Origin of the sequence: Aerococcus tenax, assembly GCF_003286645.3 — a bacterium.
GTDB classification, from domain to species: Bacteria; Bacillota; Bacilli; order Lactobacillales; family Aerococcaceae; genus Aerococcus; species Aerococcus tenax.
This window is the reverse complement of record NZ_CP127382.2, coordinates 1,787,655-1,805,230: the sequence shown is the minus strand read 5'-3', so window position 1 is coordinate 1,805,230 and position 17,576 is coordinate 1,787,655. Positions and strand designations below refer to the sequence as shown.

The following is a 17,576-nucleotide window of genomic DNA, read 5'->3' as shown; positions in this document are numbered from 1 at the left end:
TCCTGGGCTTGTTTGTTTTTCTAGGGGGATTTAGTTTTCTGGGTAGCGGACACTCACCGTGTTATCTTCACCATTGAAGTGGATAGGGTCGCGTCCCTCACCAATTTGGTGGACAAAGGGTTGGTCAGGCTGACTGGTGCGTTCTTCAGTAGCCAAGTCGTCAAGGTCTTGACTTGCTGGGATTTCCAAGCTTCGCCCATTAATGGTTGCTTGGGAATAACCGTGGTTGAAGGACAAGGTCGCATTGGCCTCGTCGACCGTCATATCTATTGCCACATCGTCGCCACTAAAGGTCATAGGAAAGGTGGATGGACTCTTGATGGTGACTTGGCCGTCGTAAACTTCCCAATAGAGGTCCTTGAGGGCTTGGTTGAGACTGAGATCAGCATAGTTCCCGCTGGCGTTAAGACGACTTTGGGAGAAGTCCGGTCCGGCAATTTGGATGCGGATGGGGTGGCGACGGAATTGACCGGTACCAAGAATCTTCTCATTAATTTTTAAGAAGGCCCCATCATCTTGGACATCGAAGAACTTGGTATCATTAGGAATTTCCTCATTATTCAAGTCCTCGCCTTTAACGTCCCAGATCTTGATGGAATAGGTGTCGGCAGGGATGACTTCGATTTCACTGTGGTCTTTAATATCGATTTCCATCAGATCAAAGCTCGTGTCAAAGTTCTTTTCATAGACCAATTGGCGGTGGTCAGCGTTTTGTTCGACCTGGTAGGCTTGGATTTCACTGACGATATGGTCATAATCAAAGTAAAAGAAGGACATTAATCCTAAAACCAGGGCTAGAAAAGCGACCCCACAGAGGGTCCAGATACTACGAACGACAGTATTGCCTTGTTTCTTCATTAGTAATCACCTCGTTTGCGCCGCCATTGAATGGCATACCACGTTTTCTTGATCAGATTCCAGCAGCCCTTAATCAGCCTAAAGACTAGGTAGATGATAATGATCGCTATACAGAAGCAGAAGATTACCGCAAAAACCTTGGTTAAGGGATGGAGCTCATTCAATAAGCCCAGTTGGATGGGTCCACTGATAAAGGCTTGGGGGTTAACTAGGCTGGCTAGCAGGGTGATAGCGACCACAAAAATGGTAAAAACCAGGGCCAGAAAGCCGGTGAGTAGTCCCAGGAACCCTCCGCCTAGACCTAAGAGTACACCTAAAATCAAGGGCAGGCAGACGATCACCAAGAGGGCGATTAAGAGATTGCGCCGGGTCTTGTGGCTAGTGGGCTCTTTTGGTGGACGTTCATCGATAAAGACCCGCTCATTGTCTAAGTATTCCTTGGCGATTTGCTTGGGACTGCCCAGTTCCTGGCAGATTTCTTCTTCCGACTTGCCTTGATTCATAGCGATTTGGAAATGTTCCTGGTAGTCACTCAGAATATCATTAATGACTGAATTGGGCAGTTTATGTAAGTAGAAACGTAGTAAGTCAATAAATTCTTCTTTTTTCATGAGCTAACCTCCTTCAAGGATGGCATTGACTCTTTGGACGAAAGTTTGCCATTCCGCGATCTGTTTTTGGAGCGTGGCCAAACCCTGGCTGGAAATTTTGTAGTACTTCCGGGGCGGACCTGATTCGGATTCCTTCAGATAAGTTGTTACCAGGGCTTCTTTGTTGAGGCGGCGTAGGAGTGGGTAGATGGTGCCTTCAGAAATCGCAATATGTTCAGAGATTTCTTGGACCAATTCATAGCCGTAGCAATCCCGCTCTCGTAACTGCTGGAGGACCAGCATCTCTAGGACGCCTTTTTTTAATTGACTGTTCACATGGACAACTCCCCTCACTATTTTAATTCAATTAGTATCTTGCAATGCCTAGTACCTCTTCAAGTAAAGTATAGCACACTAGCTTGCATTGCACAATAGTTAGAAAGTCAATTCTTGCTCATCTCATATTATCGATTAATCGGTGCACTATGTTATAATGAGGAGGAAAGTTTTATGATTGAATGAGCGAATTATTGATAATTAAGGAGTGATTTCATGACTACTCTCGATAAGGTTAAAAACGAATTGAACCATTTAAATGAAGGGCAGCTGCAGAATCTTCTTACTTTGATTGACTATCTAAAAACCGCTGATCAAGACCTCTATGACGAAAAAGGCCAGGTCATTGTCGATCATTTTTATCGTGATTTAATTGATGAATAATCTCCTTAAAGAGTCTATGACGAAAAGTTATAGGCTTTTTTATTATCTCAATGATATAAATTGATGAACTTTATTAATAGAAACAACAGTATTATTCGGTCTTATCACCATAATTTCACTTTTACTTAAAACTTACGATAAATTTACAGCTTTTTTACAATGCTTTGCTATAGTGAGAACAAGTTGGATTTACTTAAAGTAAAAATGATATTTTGAAAGGAGATACTGACCGTATGCATTGGGATGATCGTATCAAGAAAGTGGGGCTCTTGCTGACCTCGATTTTTGTCTTGGGGGCCTGCGCTGAAACGAATGAGAACAGCGATAATGCTTCGGCCGATAGTGCAGTCGAAGAGAGCGTGGCTTCAGGGGATAATAGTTCGCAAGAAAGCGCTAAGGAATCCAAAAATTCTAAAGAAGGTGAAGAGGCTGAGGAAGTTGACCCGGTCTATGGCGAAGAGAATGGCTTGGATTTAATTGAACTCCAAGACGACAAACCCGAAGTGGCGCCTGTTCCCGTTAATAATGAACCTAACCGGATTGCCACCAACCTCCTGGAAGAAACCACGGATGCCATGGGTTTTAACTGGTATACCACCGACAAAATGCCAGATGCCAAGGTGAAAGTATCCAAGTCTGAAGATATGTCCGATCCAGTTGAATTCGCTGCAGAAGCGACCGAAGTGACTTCTGAATACGCTGAGCGCGACAAGGATGGCTACTATATTTATGCGGCGGCGAAAAAAGATGAAGACGGCAATTTCATTGTCGATGAGAACGGTAAACCGGAAGAAGTTGAAGGTTACTTCACCGACGAACAAATCACAACCGACAATACCGAATGGACTTCTGAAGGGAGCTCCTTAGGTTATTTGGAACTCCAAGATGTGACCGAATACTCCTACAAGGCCGAAGCGGATGACCTTGAGCCCGACACCCAATATTACTACCAAGTGGGTTCTGACGAGGGCGGCTATTCTAAGACTGGATCCTTTAGAACCTCTGGTGAAAAGGGCGAGCCTTTCCAATTCATCCACTATACCGATACCCAAAATGCTTACTGGAATGCCAATGTTAATAACGAGGCGGCTTACGGGGCAGACACCCTTTCCCATGCTTTAGAAGTGGCTCCTGACGCTGACTTTGCCCTCCATACCGGGGACTTTGTAGAAGTGGCCGAAGTGGAAGATGAGTGGGTAGACAACTTGGACATGTCCCAAGACCAAAACCTCCACTTACCCCATGCCTACACCCCAGGTAACCACGATGAATACACGGTTCTAGGGGACGAAAAGGACTTAACTGCCTTCAACGAACATACCAATGTGCCAATTACTAACGATGCTATGACCGGGGGCTCCTACTATTCCTACGACTACAACGGCGCTCACTTTGTGGTCCTAAACACCAATGACAACAAGGAATCGGAAGATAATCCTGAACAAGGCGCCATTGGTAAGGAACAGATGGAATGGGCCAAGCAAGATATCCAAGCAGCTCGTGATGCAGGAGCTAACTGGATCATCCTAGCCTACCATAAACCCATCTACTCAGCTTCCTACCACGCTCTTCAAGATGAGGATGTGCAAGTGACCCGGGAAGAATTCGCTAAATTAGCGGACGAACTCGATGTCGATGTGGTTCTCCAAGGTCACGACCACAACTTAACCCGGACCAAGTCTTTGGTTTACACCTCCGATAACTTCTCTTACGGGGAAGTTGAAGACACCGAAAAAGTCGAAAAAGATGGGGTAGAATACCACGTGAACCCAGAAGGCGTCACCTACATTATCCCGAATACCTCAGGGACCAAGGCTTATGACGCCATCTATATGAAGGGTGCTGACCATGTCCACAAGGTTCGTCCTAAATTAGATTGGATGACTGAAGACGATGTGGAACTTTGGAACGGTCTCTTCGATGTGGCTAAGCAACCCGATGACTCACCAAAATTCGACCACAAACACGAAAACTACCGTCAATCTCAAAATCAAAACTTCGCGGTTTATACCGTCACCGAAGATGAATTCTTAATTGAATTCTATGAAATGAGCGGAAACCTTCATGAAGGGGAAGAACGGACCGTTGAATTAGTTGACTCTTACGGGATTAAGAAAGAGAAGTAGAGTGTGACAGTCACAATAAAGGACGAAACCGCTGGAGAAAACTGGTATAAGCTCAGTGAAGCTGAGCGTTACCAGTTTTTGAAGCGGACGTTCGTCCTGTGACTGGAACACGTTTGAGTAGAGTGTGACTGGAACACGTTTTCAATAGACTGTGACAGCAGTCAAATTCACTAGAGTCGCTGGCGAAAGTCAGCGGCTTTTTTTGTGGTGGCATGGGCGCAGCCGATATTGTTGAAATGGATTAAAAATTAGAAGAAAAAGGTAAATCATGGTAGATGTTGGGATTAAGCGTCCTGGCTTCTTTTGTACATTAAAAAAGGTGTCGATGAAGGCTTGTATCCTCTCATCAACACCAAATCTTATAATTCCTTTTTCACGACCACGGATAGGGTCTAATTTTATTGACGGCATATAAATTGTTTTACCATTCTTCATCTGAATTGCCATAATTAATCAATTCTTCTTCATAAAGTCCTCCATTTTTGTAGAAGGCTCTGATCTTATCTTTCAAATGATTGTCTTTCTTGGTGACTTGGATACTTTCATTTTCAATTTTTAATTCCAGTTGATCACCAATGTGAAGGTTTGCGAGTTCGGAAGCAGTTTTACTTAAACTAATTGCTTGACTATTACCCATTTTGATGACGCGAGCGGATAATTTATTCGCCATAATACTCCCCCTCCTTATGTTTCCCATTGATATTATTGCAATAAATAGGATAATTGTCATACATCATAAGGCCGATTTTAAGTCTATATTTGGTTTTGTTAGCTGATATGAAATAATAGATTATATAATACTTACAAACAAGTTTACGGAGGGCGATAGATGAAGACAGCTAAAAGTATAGATAATGTTTTAATCCATGGCTTGGGTCAAGACAGTAAAAGTTGGGCTGACGTGAAAGAGCATTTGAAAGAAGAAAACTGGACCACTTATGTTCCCAATCTCTTTGAATTACTCAACAATGGACCCTATACTTACCAAAATCTTTATAATCAGTTTGAAAGTCACATCAATAATTATCCTGGCAAGGTCAACTTATGTGGCCTTTCTTTAGGAGGGCTGCTGGCTTTAGATTATGCCAAAAATTACCCTAACAAGGTCAATTCCTTAATTTTAATCGGGGTTCCCTACAAAATACCCAAATTACTCATGGACATCCAGGCAATGGTATTTAGACTCATGCCCAAAACTACTTTTGAAAAATTAGGTCTAGCCAAGTATGAAGTCATTAGCTTGATAGCCTCAACGAAAGATTTAAACATAGCTACAAATTTAGAAAAAATAGAATGTAAGACCTTATTAATTTGCGGAGACAAAGATCAATTTAATCGCAAGAGCAGCCAACGCTTTCATGATGGAATTAAAAATAGTGAATTCAGCCTGGTGAACAATTCAGGCCATGAAGTCAATGTCGACAATCCCAAAGCATTAGCTGAGCTGATTTCGGAATTTTGGAAGAAATAGAATAGATCAGGTCATCTAGGAGATACAAGAGAGTCCTTTGCTTTAATTCCGTCTCTTGGCTGGTTATAATGAAGGGTGCATCTCGGCCTGGGGCGGTTAAGCCGACAATACTAGGTTTGGGGCTTGATTTATGATAAACTATTAAAGAGAACACCTGTTTGTATCAAAATAGCGAATGAAAAGAAAAGCAAATACCTTTTCACGCAATTAAGGAAGTGTGACCGATTTGAAAGAAGAAATTGTCGTGCGTGGGGCACGCTCTCATAATTTAAAAGATATTGATGTAACTATTCCCCGTAATCAGATGGTGGTCATTACCGGTCTGTCCGGTTCAGGGAAATCCTCCTTGGCCTTTGACACTCTCTATGCCGAGGGACAACGCCGTTATGTGGAGTCCCTGTCAGCTTTTGCCCGCCAATTCTTGGGCAATATTAAGAAGGCGGATGTCGATTCCATTGATGGTTTGAGTCCGGCGATTTCCATTGACCAAAAGACCACCAACCGTAACCCGCGTTCCACCGTGGGGACCATTACTGAGGTCAATGACTATTTGCGTCTGCTTTTTGCCCGGGTGGGGCATCCGATTTGTCCTAATGACGGGACCAAGATCCAAAGTCAGTCCATCGACCAGATGATTGACCGGGTCAAGAATTTAGAAGAGCGGACTCGGATCCAGATCCTGGCGCCCATTGTCTACGGCAAGAAGGGCCAACACAAGAAGCTCCTGGAAAAGGTCCAACAACAAGGTTATGTCCGCGTCCGTATTGATGGTGAGATGTATGACGTGGAAGACCTGCCCGAACTCAATAAGAATAAAAAACATGACATTGATGTGGTCATTGACCGTTTGGTGATTAAGGAAGGCATCCGGGCGCGTTTGGCTGACTCCCTAGAAACTGCCCTGCGTCTGACTGAGGGTTATGCCCTGGTGGATATTATTGGTGGGGAAGAAATTCTCTTCTCCGAGCACTATGCCTGCCCCCTCTGTGGCTTTACCGTGGGGGAATTGGAACCCCGGCTCTTCTCCTTCAACGCGCCATTTGGCCGCTGTCCAGAGTGTGACGGGATCGGTTCCAAGATGAAGGTAGATGAAGATATCGTGGTGCCTGATAAGACCAAGTCGCTTGAAGAGGGCGCCCTGGTTCCTTGGTATAATAAGGCTTCCGGTTATTATCCAGCCCTCCTAGACCAGGCTTGCCAGGCCTTTAATATTCCTCAAGACAAGCCCTTTGAAGAACTGAGTGAAGACCAACAAGACCTGCTCCTCTACGGGTCCGGCGACCAAACTTTCCACTTTAACTATCAAAATGAGTTTGGTAATGTCACCGACAAGGATATGGGTTTTGAAGGGGTGGCCAATAATGTGGAACGCCGCTACCACAACTCCTCTTCCAATATGATCCGGGAAAGCATGCGCCAATTTATGGCGGAACTCCCTTGTCCTAAATGCCACGGCAAACGCCTCAATGAACGGGCCTTGGCGGTCAAGGTGGAAGGCTTGGATATCGCCGAAGTGACGGAAAAAGCCATTGGCCAAGTCATTGAATTCTTTAAGGACCTGGATCTAGAAGACCAAGACGAAAAGATCGCCCGTCCCATTATGGAAGAACTCCATGCCCGGCTCGGCTTCTTGGATGAAGTGGGGCTGGATTATTTGACTCTAGACCGTAATGCCGGCTCGCTGTCGGGTGGGGAGGCCCAACGGATTCGTTTGGCTACCCAAATTGGGTCTAACCTGTCCGGGATCATGTATGTTCTCGACGAACCCTCCATTGGGCTCCACCAACGCGATAATGACCGCTTGATCCGGTCCTTGAAACGGATGCGGGACCTGGGTAACACCCTGATTGTGGTGGAACACGATGAAGACACCATGCGCCAGGCTGACTATTTAATTGATATGGGACCAGGCGCCGGTGCCCATGGGGGAGAAGTGGTTTCAGCCGGAACCCCTGATCAAGTCGCTAATGACCCGGATTCCCTGACCGGCCAATACCTGTCGGGTAAGCAGGCTATTGAAGTGCCCGAAGAACGCCGTCAGACCGATAAAGGCTGGCTAGAAGTTAAAGGGGCAGCGGCCAACAACTTGAAAGACGTTGACGTCAAGTTTCCATTAGGTTGCTTTAACCTGATTACCGGGGTGTCTGGTTCAGGGAAGTCCAGTCTAGTCAATGAAGTGGTTAAGAAGTACTTACTCCGCCATCTCAACCGGGCCCAAGTGGTCCCTGGTAAGGTGAAAGCCATTGAAGGCTATGAGTCGCTGGATAAGGTGATCGATATTGACCAAAGTCCGATTGGGCGGACGCCACGTTCTAACCCGGCCACCTATACCTCAGTCTTTGACGATATCCGTGACCTCTTTGCTCAAACTAATGAGGCCAAATTGCGGGGCTATAAGAAGGGGCGGTTTTCCTTTAACGTTAAGGGTGGCCGTTGTGAAGCCTGCAAGGGGGACGGGATTGTCAAGGTGGAGATGAACTTTCTGCCGGATATTTACGTGCCTTGTGAGGTCTGCAAGGGGACCCGCTACAATGCCGAGACCCTAGAAGTCCACTACAAGGGCAAGAATATCGCCGAAGTCCTAGATATGCGGGTGGACGAAGCCTTGGAATTCTTCCAATCGATTCCCAAAATCCATCGCAAGCTCCAAGCTATCGCCGATGTGGGACTAGGTTATGTGGCCTTGGGTCAACCAGCGCCCTCCCTGTCTGGTGGGGAAGCCCAACGGATGAAACTGGCTAGTGAACTGCAAAGGGTAGCTAGTGGCAATACCATCTATATCTTGGATGAACCCACGACGGGTCTCCATAGCCACGACATTAAACGGCTGATTGGCGTTCTCCAACGCTTGGTGGACGAGGGCAATACCGTCTTAGTCATCGAGCACAACTTGGACGTCATTAAGACCGCTGATTATATTGTTGACCTGGGACCAGAAGGCGGAGACGGCGGCGGAACCATTGTCGCCACCGGAACCCCGGAAAAAGTGGCTAAGAATAAGAAATCTTATACAGGACAATACCTCAAGCCACTATTAAATAAAAAATAATGAAAATTTATGTTTAAACGAGCTCTCCAAGTGGGGAGCTTGGTTTTTCTTGAGAGTGTGACAAGCGCGCCAAAGAGCAAGACCACTGGAAGAAAAAGGCGTAAAAATTCTCAAAAAGGATGAGAGGGCGCCGCTAGAGACTTGAATTGCTGGAGGAAAATACCATAAGCACAGAAAACTGTGCGTTGGAATTTTCTGAAGCAACTTCAAGTCTGGCGCACGAACTCAACTAGAGAATTCGTTGTCGTTTTCTGAAGTGGACGCTTGCTCTGCGCTTGGAACACGTTTTGATTAGGCGGTTATCCTATTTTTTAGGGATAGTTATGGTAGAAATGTGTTTTGTTAAATAGCTGTGAGCAGCAGTGGCGCTTTGAAATTGGTCCTTAGCCATGAACAAGCAAGCATCAGGGTGTGAGGGCTGGCGCTAAGCTTTCGTTCACTGGAGCAAGTTACCAAAGCAGTCTACAGAACTGCGGTGGGAACTTGTGAAGTGACACGAAAGCTGCCAGACCGAACCCGACTCGAAGCGAATTATGCTGAAGCCGTTCGAAGCAAAGCGAGTTACGGATTCAGTATGCGTAGCTGGATCGTTGGCGAGCCGCCTTACGAGCCATTTGAGTCTCACTAGGTGAGAGACCTTGGCTCGAGCCGGTGCCATGGCTTTTCAAGGAGCAAATTTCAAAAGCAGAACGAATGCTCTTCAAGACTAATTGTCAATTTAAATACTATTATAAGGAGCTGACCCATGAAAATTATCCATACTTCCGACTGGCATATTGGGAAGATTGTTAATGACCGGTCCATGTTGGCTGACCAGGAAGTGGTCCTCCACCAGCTGATTGATGAATTCAAGGCGCTTGAGCCTGATTTGGTGATTATTGCGGGCGACTTTTATGACCGGTCGTTACCCAGCAGGGATAGTGTCCGCTTGGCCAATGAACTGATTGACCGATTGATGGTGGAATTGGCCTGCCCCGTGGCGATTATTGCTGGTAACCACGATGCTGGCGAGCGGATTGCCTACGGGTCCCGGGCCTATGAACGGCAAAATATCCACCTGGCGGGTTTGCCGCAAAAAGTTCCTCAACACGTCGATTTACCAGGGGCCCGGGTCTACCTCCTTCCCTATGCCGATTACCAGGTCATCCGCGAGCTCTACCAAGACCCGACCATTGACAGCTTGGAAAAGGCCGCAGCCAAACAGGTCCAAGCCATTAAGGACCAGGAATCCTTTGATCCTGAACGCCTGAATTTGATTGTCTACCATGGCTACGTGACTTCGTCTAGCTTGGAGGAAGCCGGGGCTGACTTAGAAGAATCGGAGTCGGAGCGCCCCTTATCGATTGGTACCACCGAATATGTGCCCAGCCGAGTCTTTCAAGATTTTGACTATGTGGCTTTGGGTCACTTGCACGGGGCACAACGGGTCAAAGGCGAACATGTCCGCTACAGTGGCAGTCCGCTCAAATATTCCAAGTCCGAAGCCCACCACCATAAGCAATATTTGGAGGTGGATTTAACCAAGGAGTCAATCCAAGTCACCAAGCATATGATCCAGCCCCAACACGATGTCCGAGTGATTAAAACCAGCTTTGACCAGGCTTTAACGGGGCAGTCGGAGGACTATATTTATTTTGAACTGACTGACCAGACCCCGGTCCATGACGGGATGAACCGGCTGCGGGATAGTTATCCCAATATTATGAACCTGGAATACGTGAATATCGGCCAGGTCAGCGCCCAGATTGAGGGAAAAATCAGTAAAGACAAGCTCAGCCGCCAAGTGGCTGACCCCTTAGAACTTTTCGCTGACTTCTACCAAGAAACCCTGGGCCAGCCTCTGACCGAAACACAAAGTCAAGCAGTGGAGACGGCCTGGTTAGTGGCGCAAAAAGACCAGGAAGACGACTAGCTGACTGAGAAAGGAAGTGGACCATGATTCCCTTACGTTTAGAAATGAATGCCTTTGGTTCTTACCGGGACCTGACCGTGATTGACTTTGACCGAGTTAGACCCTATGGCTTGTTTATGGTTTCAGGAGATACTGGGGCGGGTAAGACCACTCTCTTTGACGCCATTACCTATGCCCTCTACGGGGGCGCTTCGGGATCGAGTCGGGAAGCCAGCGAGCTCAAGTCCCGTTTTGCCACCGACTTGGACCTGGCCTATGTGCGTTTTACCTTTGACAGTGATGGCCACCACTACCAGGTCTATCGCCAACCCAAACAGACAGGGCCGGGAGCGGTGGAAGGGCGGTCCAAGGCCTATCCTTCTGAAGTTCTGGAAGTCAATGTTGACGGCAAGTTGGTGTCGGGAAAGAAAAATGAGCTAGAAACTTATCTCAAAGCTGCCATTGGTTTAGATAAGTCCCAATTTACCCAAATTGTCATGCTGCCCCAGGGCGAGTTCAAGCGTCTGCTGGAAGCCTCAAGTCGGGAAAAGGAGGAAATTTTTACCCACATCTTCCATACCGAGGCCATTAACCGCTTCCAAGACTACTTGCAAGACCAATATAGCCAGGTCAAGAGCGACTTAGACCGCCTTAAGAAAAACCATGATGCGGCCCAAGCACGCTTAAAGACTTTGCTTAGTCCAGAAGACCAAGGGCTGTTAGAAGATCGTTTAAAAGACCAGGGGGAGGCCAAGCTAGGCCAGCTTTTGGCTGAGTTCTTAGCGACCAAAGAAGCAGACTTCAAACAAGCTAGCCAAGCGTTGGAAAAACTGGAAACCAAGCGAACTCAGCTCAGCCAAGTCCTAGACTACTTTGACGCTCAAGCCGACCTGGCACAAGAAAAAGACCGCCTAGAAGCCAAGCAAAGCCAGATGGCTGATTTAAAAACGGCCTATCAAAACTACCAGGGGTCTTTATCCTTTTACCAGGCCTTAAAAGACCAAGCCCAGGCTCAAGCAGAGGCCAAGGACCTGGCCCAAAGTCAGGCCCGACTGGACCAGGAGGAAAAAGATTATCAAGCTGCCAAAGCTGACTATGATAAGGAGCGGGAGGATCAAAAAGAAAACTTGGACCGCTTGCCGCAAATTAAAGAAGCCATCAACCAAGTTCAAGCTGGCCTCAAGGACTGGACCACTTATACAAGCACCCAAAAGGAAGTCCAGGACGGTCAGACTGAATTAGAAAACCTAGAGGCCAGCTATCAAAAAGGGCAAGGCCAAGTCGCTAGTCTAGAAGAAGCCATCAGCCAAGGACAGGCCCAATTGGACCAATTAAGCCAGGCCATTCTTGATCCCGACAGCCTGAACCAGGAAAAGGAAGCGGTCAAAGAGTCCGGCCGCCAATTGACTGACTTAAAAGCCGGGCTCGACCAGGTCCAATCCTTCGACCAAGCCATTAAAAAGGGAGAAGCGGACTTCAACCAGGCGGAAGATACCTGGCAAAAAGCCAACCAGACCTATTTAAATGCTAAGCAGGCCTACCAGCGCAATCTGGCCGGGATCATGGCTCAGAATTTAATCCCTGAAAGTCCTTGCCCAGTTTGTGGGAGCTTGGACCATCCTGATCCGGCCCAAGTCAGCGCTGATACTTCCACTGAAGACCTGGACCATGGCCAAGTGGACCAATTAGAATCCCAGGCTCAAAAGACTAGCCAAGCCTACCAAGAAGCTAGCCAGGCCCTCAACTACCACAAGCAGAGTCGGGCCGACTTGTGCAGGCAATATGATTTTGACCCTAAGGCCACTATCACTGACTGGCAAGACCGGCTGGACCAAGCTAAAAGCGCCTATAAGCAAGCCAGTGCGGCTTACCAAGAGAAATATGACAAAGACCAGGCTAATCAAAAAGCCCTGGCGGAAGAAAAGGAAAGGGTCAAAGGCCAAGAAATTCAGCTGCAAACCCTTAAGCAGGAACTTTCTAAAAGTGAAGGCCAGGTCAGCCGCCAGAAAGCTTTTTTGGATCAAGTGAAAGACCGACTCAAACAAGCCCAGACTCTCTTGATTGGAGACTCTCAAGCTACCTTAGAAGAAAAAGCCCAAGCCCTTAAGACGGAAGCCAAAGACTTGGAAGCTTTAGCACAAAAATTAGCCAAAAAAGAGCAAGCTTTGAAAGAAAAAGCTGCCGTTTTAACCACCAAGCGGGACTACCAAGAAGCGGCGGTTAAGAAAAATCAAGCACAGTCTCAGGCCATTGCTGAGCGTTTAGCCCAAGCCCGAAGAGAATCGGATCTCAGTGACGACCAGGTCAAGGCCCTCCACCAAAGTGATCGGGACTGGCAGGCCATCAGCCAAACTCTATCTGCTTATTCTAACCAGGTATATGCCTATAAAAAGTCGCTGGAGGCCTTAAAGGCAAAAGAAAAAGACTTGGCTATTGATCAAGACCAAGCCACTTACCAAAAGAAAAAAAGCGAGCTCGACCAAAGCTATGCCCAAGCCGCTAGCCAATTAAGTCAGGACCGGGAAGATTTAATCCGGCTCAAGGACCAAGTCGCTCTCCTGACTGACTTATGGCAGGATTACCAAGACCGCTACCAGAGCTTTGGTGACTTGAAGAAGTTGTCGGATGTCGCTAATGGGAAGCTCAACAAGAGTCAGCGGATTTCCTTCCAACGCTATATTTTAGGAATTTACTTGGATTGGATCGTCGAGCGGGCTAACCAGCGTTTCTATCAAATGACCAATGGCAAGTATTACTTTAAACGAGCGGAGGACGAGATTGGTGGCAACCAGGCTAAGGGGCTTAACCTCAATGTTTTCGATTCCTATACGGCTAGCGAGCGCAGCGTCCATTCCCTGTCAGGAGGCGAAAGTTTCCAAGCCTCCCTGGCTTTAGCTTTGGGACTTAGTGATGTGATCCAGGAAGAAGCTGGGACGGTTGACGTGGGTATGCTCTTTATTGACGAAGGTTTCGGAACCCTGGACTCGGAAACCCTCCAACAGGCCCTCGATACCCTGGTGGACCTCCACCAACGCTCGGGCCGCTTGATTGCTGTCATCTCCCACCGGGAAGAATTGAAACAGGAATTACCCATCCAGCTAGCGGTCGAAATGACCCCTAGCGGCAGCCAATGTCACTGGCAAGGTTTGCCGGGAGTGGAGGGGTAGGGAATCTCCCTCCCTGGTCCTTCCTCACATCCTTTCCAAGCGTGCTCCAATCGCGAGGTGAGCTCCATTTCAGAGGCTTTTGCAAATCCTCAAAGAGGATTTTCTACAAACCTCTTCCAATGGTCTCCCCTCTTTTTGCGCTTGTCGCACTCTATCCAAACGTGCTCCGGGTGCAGATCGATCTCCACTTCACTAAAGTGCAAGAAATTCTTTTCAAGAATTTTTGCTCTTTAGCTCTAGTTGCTATAGCTGTAGGAAGCGAAGCAACGTACAGATATAGTATGCGTAGCTCTATCGATCTTTGACGACCCGTCGCACTCTGAATTCTTTAGAATCCTTTAAATTCGCTGTTTGTCAGGCAGGGAGAGTCGTGTCTTGAGCGTGCTTATGGTAAAATATTCTTATATCCCGCTATCTAATACCTAATTTTGTTTATATCTTAGCAGCGATTTCTCAATCGTTTGAACAGCGGGATCGATAGTACTTGTTTTAATCAAGATAAGGAGAGATTTTATGAAAGCACTGAAACGCTCATTAACCAACCGTGTGTTTGCTGGGGTTTGTGGTGGTTTTGCTGACTACTTTGGCATTTCCGCAGTTTGGCTCCGGATTGCCTTTGCGGTGGCTCTTTTTACCCCGCTACGCTACCTGGCTATTTTTATCTACCTGGCCCTGATGGTTTTAATTCCTAATGAAAGTGTGATTAACTTTAAGCGGACTTTCTTTGGTGGGGGACAAGGCACTAGACAGCGGACCAATCCGCGCCAAGAGGCCTACACACAGCGTGAAGACGATGTGGAACCGGTCTATCGGGACTTAAACAAACGTCAAATTAAGGAAGTGGAGAAGGTTAAGGTCGACCATGATTAGAAATATTATTCGTCTCTTGATCCAAGCCATCCTCCTCCAAGGACTGGGCCGGATTTTCTGGCCAGAGGTTTATATTCAAGACTTTGCCTCGGCGGTGATTGTGGTTTTAGTCATCGCTATCCTTTACAAGTTGGTTTACCCGATTTTGAGAATTTTAGCCTTGCCGATCAACTTTCTGACTCTGGGTTTATTTAACCTGGTCTTGAATGGGTTTATCTTCTGGCTGGCTTCCTCCCTGATGGGAACAGCTTATTTCTGGATTTCTTCCTTCTTCTACTGTATGGTTTTGGCCTTAATTTATGGCCTGGCTCAAGAGTTGTTGAAGAAGATATTTGATCCTTATCGAAGCGACTATTAGAGAGTGCTACGGGAGAAGGTTTTTACTTAAATGTTATTAATCGTTAAAAGACTGCGACGCCTGTTGCAGTCTTTTTTATAAGTTGTGACTGTCACACTCTCAAAACCTGCTCCAAGCGCGAGGTGAGCTCCATTTCAGAAGCCCTTGCAAATCCTCTTTGAGGATTTACTGCGCACTTCTTCCAATTGCTATAGCTGTTCGAAGCAAAGCGAGTTACAGATATAGTATGCGTAGCTTTCTCCCCTCTTTTTGCGCTTGTCGCACTCTCTTCAAACGTGTTCCAGTCACAGGACGAACGTCCGCTTCAAAAACTGGTAACGCTCAGCTTCACTGAGCTTATCCCAGTTTTCTCCAGCGATTTCGTCCTTTGTTGTGACTGTCACACTCTCAAAACGTGCTCCGGGTGCAGATCGAACTCCACTTCACTAAAGTGCAAGAAATTCTTTTCAAGAATTTTTGCTCTTTAGCTCCAGTGTTATCGATCTTTGGTGCACTCGTCACACTCTCAAGCCTTACTAATGGCTTGGGCCTATGGTAAAATGAAGTGAGATTTAAAAAGAGAAAGGAAACAATTATGGAAGCAGTAACCGTTAAAGAGCTCAGGGACCAGCTTGGGCTGAAGGTGCTCCAGGGAGAGGAGTATTTAGACCGTTTGATTCAAACCAGCGACATTTCCCGTCCGGGTTTGGAATTATCGGGGTATTTTAACTACTATCCCTCGGAACGGGTCCAATTGTTTGGCCGGAATGAGCACTCCTATTTGAAGAAAATGACTAGTGATGAGCGGCTCTTGATTATGCGGCGGATGTCCCGGGAAGATACGCCAGTCTTTATTTTCTCCCGCGACTTGATGCCGGAATACGAGGTCTTTCAAGCGGCAGAAGAAAATAAAATCCCAATTTTACAGGGAAGTGCAGTGACAACCCGGCTCTATTCCAATATTACTACCTACCTCCAAGAGCGTCTGGCGCCCCGGGTGTCCAAGCATGGCGTCTTTGTGGATGTCTATGGTTTGGGAATTATGATTATAGGGGACAGCGGGATCGGTAAGTCCGAAACCGCCCTGGAATTAATTAAAAACGGCCACCGGCTTGTGGCTGATGACCGGGTGGAACTCCATAAACGCGATGACTATTCCATCGTGGGCGAGGCGCCGGCCATCTTACAAAATATGATCGAAATCCGCGGCCTGGGCATTATTAATGTCCTCACCCTCTTTGGGGCCGGGGCGGTTAAACAGGCCCAACAACTCCACTTGATTGTCCGCTTAGTCATGTGGGACGATGATGAAGACTATGAACGTTTAGGATCGGAACCGGAAATGGTTTCCCTACTCGGAGTAGATGTCCCTCAAATTACTGTGCCTGTCCGCACTGGGCGGAATTCTTCTAATATCGTGGAAGTGGCGGCTATGAATCTTCGGGCCAATAATATGGGCTACAATGCCGGTAAGGAATTCGAGGAAAGACTGACCCATTTAATCCAAGCCAACCAGGAAGCGGATGCCAAAACTCACGCCGAAAAAGACCAGGCGGAAGCGGGCGATGAGTCATGATGACGACTTTACTTGGAAAACTTTTACCCAGCCTTAACCTGCTAGCTATTGATCCGGTGGCCTTTTCCTTCTTAGGAATTGAGATTCGTTGGTACGGAATTATTATTGCCCTGGGCATGTTCTTAGCGGTGGAATTGATCCTTAAAGAGATTGAACGCAAGGGTTTTGATAGTGACAAGGTCATGGATATGATCATGTGGGCAGTTCCCATCGGTTTTATCGGGGCCAGGCTCTATTATGTGATCTTTGAATGGGACTACTACCGGGAAAACCTGGGCGAAATTATTGCCATCTGGCAGGGTGGTATTGCTATTTATGGAGGAGTGATTGCGGGGGCTTTGACGGCGATTATTTATGCCAAGCGCCACAAGATGAAGGTGAGCTTCTTGGCGGACGTGATTATGCCTTATTTACTCCTAGCTCAAGGAATTGGCCGCTGGGGTAACTTTGTTAACCAAGAAGCCCATGGTGGCCCGGTTAGTGAAGCTTTCCTACGGGAGACCTTGCACTTACCGAATTTTATCGTTGAACAAATGAATATTAACGGCCAATACTACCACCCCACCTTCCTCTATGAATCCCTGTGGAATTTACTGGGGGTAGGGGTCTTACTCTTCCTCCGCCACCGTCATAAGACCTTAAAACTCGGCGAGACCGGACTCTTATACTTGATTTGGTACGGGACCGGCCGTTTCTTCATTGAAGGCTTACGGACTGATTCTCTCTACCTGGGACCGATCCGGGTCTCCCAAGCCCTGTCCTTAGTCCTGGTGGTTGTGGGGATTGCCCTCTTGATCTACCGCCGTACCAAGCAAGGAGACCTGCCTTATTACAGCGACTATAACTACTTGACCAAGCGGCGGGCCCAAGCCAAAAAATCAGCCTAAGGGCAAGTCAATTTGGATGAAAGTGAATTAAAGG

General features: G+C 47.0%; 15 protein-coding genes. 10 read left to right on the top strand and 5 right to left on the bottom strand.

All coding sequences use genetic code 11. The features are described from left to right. Positions 1-30 precede the first annotated feature (30 nt). The 3 genes from DBT50_RS08420 to DBT50_RS08410 are packed head-to-tail and all read right to left on the bottom strand — an operon-like array spanning position 31 to position 1,784. A complete protein-coding gene (locus tag DBT50_RS08420; protein WP_111852021.1) occupies positions 31-858 on the bottom strand; it encodes a hypothetical protein in 828 nt (275 codons plus the stop codon). Beyond that, a complete protein-coding gene (locus DBT50_RS08415; protein ID WP_111852022.1) occupies positions 858-1,469 on the bottom strand; it encodes a DUF1700 domain-containing protein in 612 nt (203 codons plus the stop codon). The genes DBT50_RS08420 and DBT50_RS08415 overlap by 1 nt, the downstream gene beginning before the upstream one ends. A 3-nt stretch (positions 1,470-1,472) precedes the next feature. Further along, positions 1,473-1,784, bottom strand: coding sequence for a PadR family transcriptional regulator (locus DBT50_RS08410; RefSeq protein WP_111852023.1), 312 nt, complete (start codon positions 1,782-1,784; stop codon positions 1,473-1,475). Positions 1,785-2,000: 216 nt separating this feature from the next. Between DBT50_RS08410 and DBT50_RS08405 the strand changes: the two genes are divergently transcribed. Together DBT50_RS08405 and DBT50_RS08400 are read left to right on the top strand one after the other, a co-directional pair. After that, a complete protein-coding gene (locus DBT50_RS08405; protein WP_181566087.1) occupies positions 2,001-2,168 on the top strand; it encodes a hypothetical protein in 168 nt (55 codons plus the stop codon). Between the two features lie 233 nt (positions 2,169-2,401). Further along, positions 2,402-4,294 carry a purple acid phosphatase family protein gene (locus DBT50_RS08400; protein WP_111852024.1) on the top strand — a complete coding sequence of 631 codons (1,893 nt, stop codon included), beginning with the start codon at positions 2,402-2,404 and terminating at the stop codon, positions 4,292-4,294. A 189-nt stretch (positions 4,295-4,483) separates the two neighbouring features. Here the strand turns inward: DBT50_RS08400 and DBT50_RS08395 are convergent, their stop codons facing one another. After that, on the bottom strand, positions 4,484-4,741 hold the full coding sequence (locus DBT50_RS08395) for a hypothetical protein (RefSeq protein ID WP_111852025.1): 258 nt from the start codon (positions 4,739-4,741) through the stop codon (positions 4,484-4,486). Further along, complete coding sequence (locus DBT50_RS08390) at positions 4,716-4,964, bottom strand: AbrB/MazE/SpoVT family DNA-binding domain-containing protein (RefSeq protein WP_111852026.1); 249 nt, start codon at positions 4,962-4,964, stop codon at positions 4,716-4,718. The genes DBT50_RS08395 and DBT50_RS08390 overlap by 26 nt, the downstream gene beginning before the upstream one ends. Before the next feature lie 159 nt (positions 4,965-5,123). Here DBT50_RS08390 and DBT50_RS08385 point away from each other — a divergent pair, with 159 nt between their 5' ends. The 8 genes from DBT50_RS08385 (at position 5,124) to lgt (ending at position 17,542) form a co-directional block, all read left to right on the top strand. Then, the gene (locus DBT50_RS08385) at positions 5,124-5,765 is read left to right on the top strand and encodes an alpha/beta fold hydrolase (protein ID WP_224785066.1); all 642 of its coding nucleotides are present in this window, start codon (positions 5,124-5,126) and stop codon (positions 5,763-5,765) included. Between the two features lie 217 nt (positions 5,766-5,982). Further along, on the top strand, positions 5,983-8,814 hold the full coding sequence (uvrA, locus tag DBT50_RS08380; protein ID WP_390624487.1) for an excinuclease ABC subunit UvrA: 2,832 nt from the start codon (positions 5,983-5,985) through the stop codon (positions 8,812-8,814). 745 nt (positions 8,815-9,559) lie between these two features. Next, complete coding sequence (locus tag DBT50_RS08375; RefSeq protein WP_111852027.1) at positions 9,560-10,726, top strand: exonuclease SbcCD subunit D; 1,167 nt, start codon at positions 9,560-9,562, stop codon at positions 10,724-10,726. Positions 10,727-10,749: 23 nt separating this feature from the next. Beyond that, a complete protein-coding gene (locus DBT50_RS08370; protein WP_111852028.1) occupies positions 10,750-13,872 on the top strand; it encodes an AAA family ATPase in 3,123 nt (1,040 codons plus the stop codon). A gap of 513 nt (positions 13,873-14,385) precedes the next feature. Then, a complete protein-coding gene (locus tag DBT50_RS08365; RefSeq protein ID WP_224785067.1) occupies positions 14,386-14,742 on the top strand; it encodes a PspC domain-containing protein in 357 nt (118 codons plus the stop codon). Next, a complete protein-coding gene (locus DBT50_RS08360) occupies positions 14,735-15,100 on the top strand; it encodes a phage holin family protein (RefSeq protein ID WP_111852030.1) in 366 nt (121 codons plus the stop codon). Before DBT50_RS08365 ends, DBT50_RS08360 begins: the two co-directional genes overlap by 8 nt. A gap of 574 nt (positions 15,101-15,674) precedes the next feature. Then, positions 15,675-16,655 carry an HPr(Ser) kinase/phosphatase gene (gene hprK / locus DBT50_RS08355; RefSeq protein ID WP_064293228.1) on the top strand — a complete coding sequence of 327 codons (981 nt, stop codon included), beginning with the start codon at positions 15,675-15,677 and terminating at the stop codon, positions 16,653-16,655. Next, positions 16,652-17,542 (top strand): prolipoprotein diacylglyceryl transferase, encoded by an 891-nt coding sequence (lgt, locus tag DBT50_RS08350; RefSeq protein ID WP_111852031.1) that lies wholly within the window; start codon positions 16,652-16,654, stop codon positions 17,540-17,542. The genes hprK and lgt overlap by 4 nt, the downstream gene beginning before the upstream one ends. Positions 17,543-17,576: the final 34 nt, after the last annotated feature.

Bases quoted from the DNA above. Each gene is read 5' to 3' on its own strand.
- DBT50_RS08405 (WP_181566087.1), top strand. From the start codon at position 2,001: ATGACTACTCTCGATAAGGTTAAAAACGAATTGAACCATTTAAATGAA.
- DBT50_RS08390 (WP_111852026.1), bottom strand. From the start codon at position 4,964: ATGGCGAATAAATTATCCGCTCGCGTCATCAAAATGGGTAATAGTCAA.
- DBT50_RS08420 (WP_111852021.1), bottom strand. From the start codon at position 858: ATGAAGAAACAAGGCAATACTGTCGTTCGTAGTATCTGGACCCTCTGT.
- hprK (WP_064293228.1), top strand. From the start codon at position 15,675: ATGGAAGCAGTAACCGTTAAAGAGCTCAGGGACCAGCTTGGGCTGAAG.
- DBT50_RS08360 (WP_111852030.1), top strand. From the start codon at position 14,735: ATGATTAGAAATATTATTCGTCTCTTGATCCAAGCCATCCTCCTCCAA.
- DBT50_RS08375 (WP_111852027.1), top strand. From the start codon at position 9,560: ATGAAAATTATCCATACTTCCGACTGGCATATTGGGAAGATTGTTAAT.
- DBT50_RS08370 (WP_111852028.1), top strand. From the start codon at position 10,750: ATGATTCCCTTACGTTTAGAAATGAATGCCTTTGGTTCTTACCGGGAC.
- DBT50_RS08400 (WP_111852024.1), top strand. From the start codon at position 2,402: ATGCATTGGGATGATCGTATCAAGAAAGTGGGGCTCTTGCTGACCTCG.
- DBT50_RS08385 (WP_224785066.1), top strand. From the start codon at position 5,124: ATGAAGACAGCTAAAAGTATAGATAATGTTTTAATCCATGGCTTGGGT.
- DBT50_RS08415 (WP_111852022.1), bottom strand. From the start codon at position 1,469: ATGAAAAAAGAAGAATTTATTGACTTACTACGTTTCTACTTACATAAA.
- DBT50_RS08395 (WP_111852025.1), bottom strand. From the start codon at position 4,741: ATGGCAATTCAGATGAAGAATGGTAAAACAATTTATATGCCGTCAATA.
- lgt (WP_111852031.1), top strand. From the start codon at position 16,652: ATGATGACGACTTTACTTGGAAAACTTTTACCCAGCCTTAACCTGCTA.
- DBT50_RS08365 (WP_224785067.1), top strand. From the start codon at position 14,386: ATGAAAGCACTGAAACGCTCATTAACCAACCGTGTGTTTGCTGGGGTT.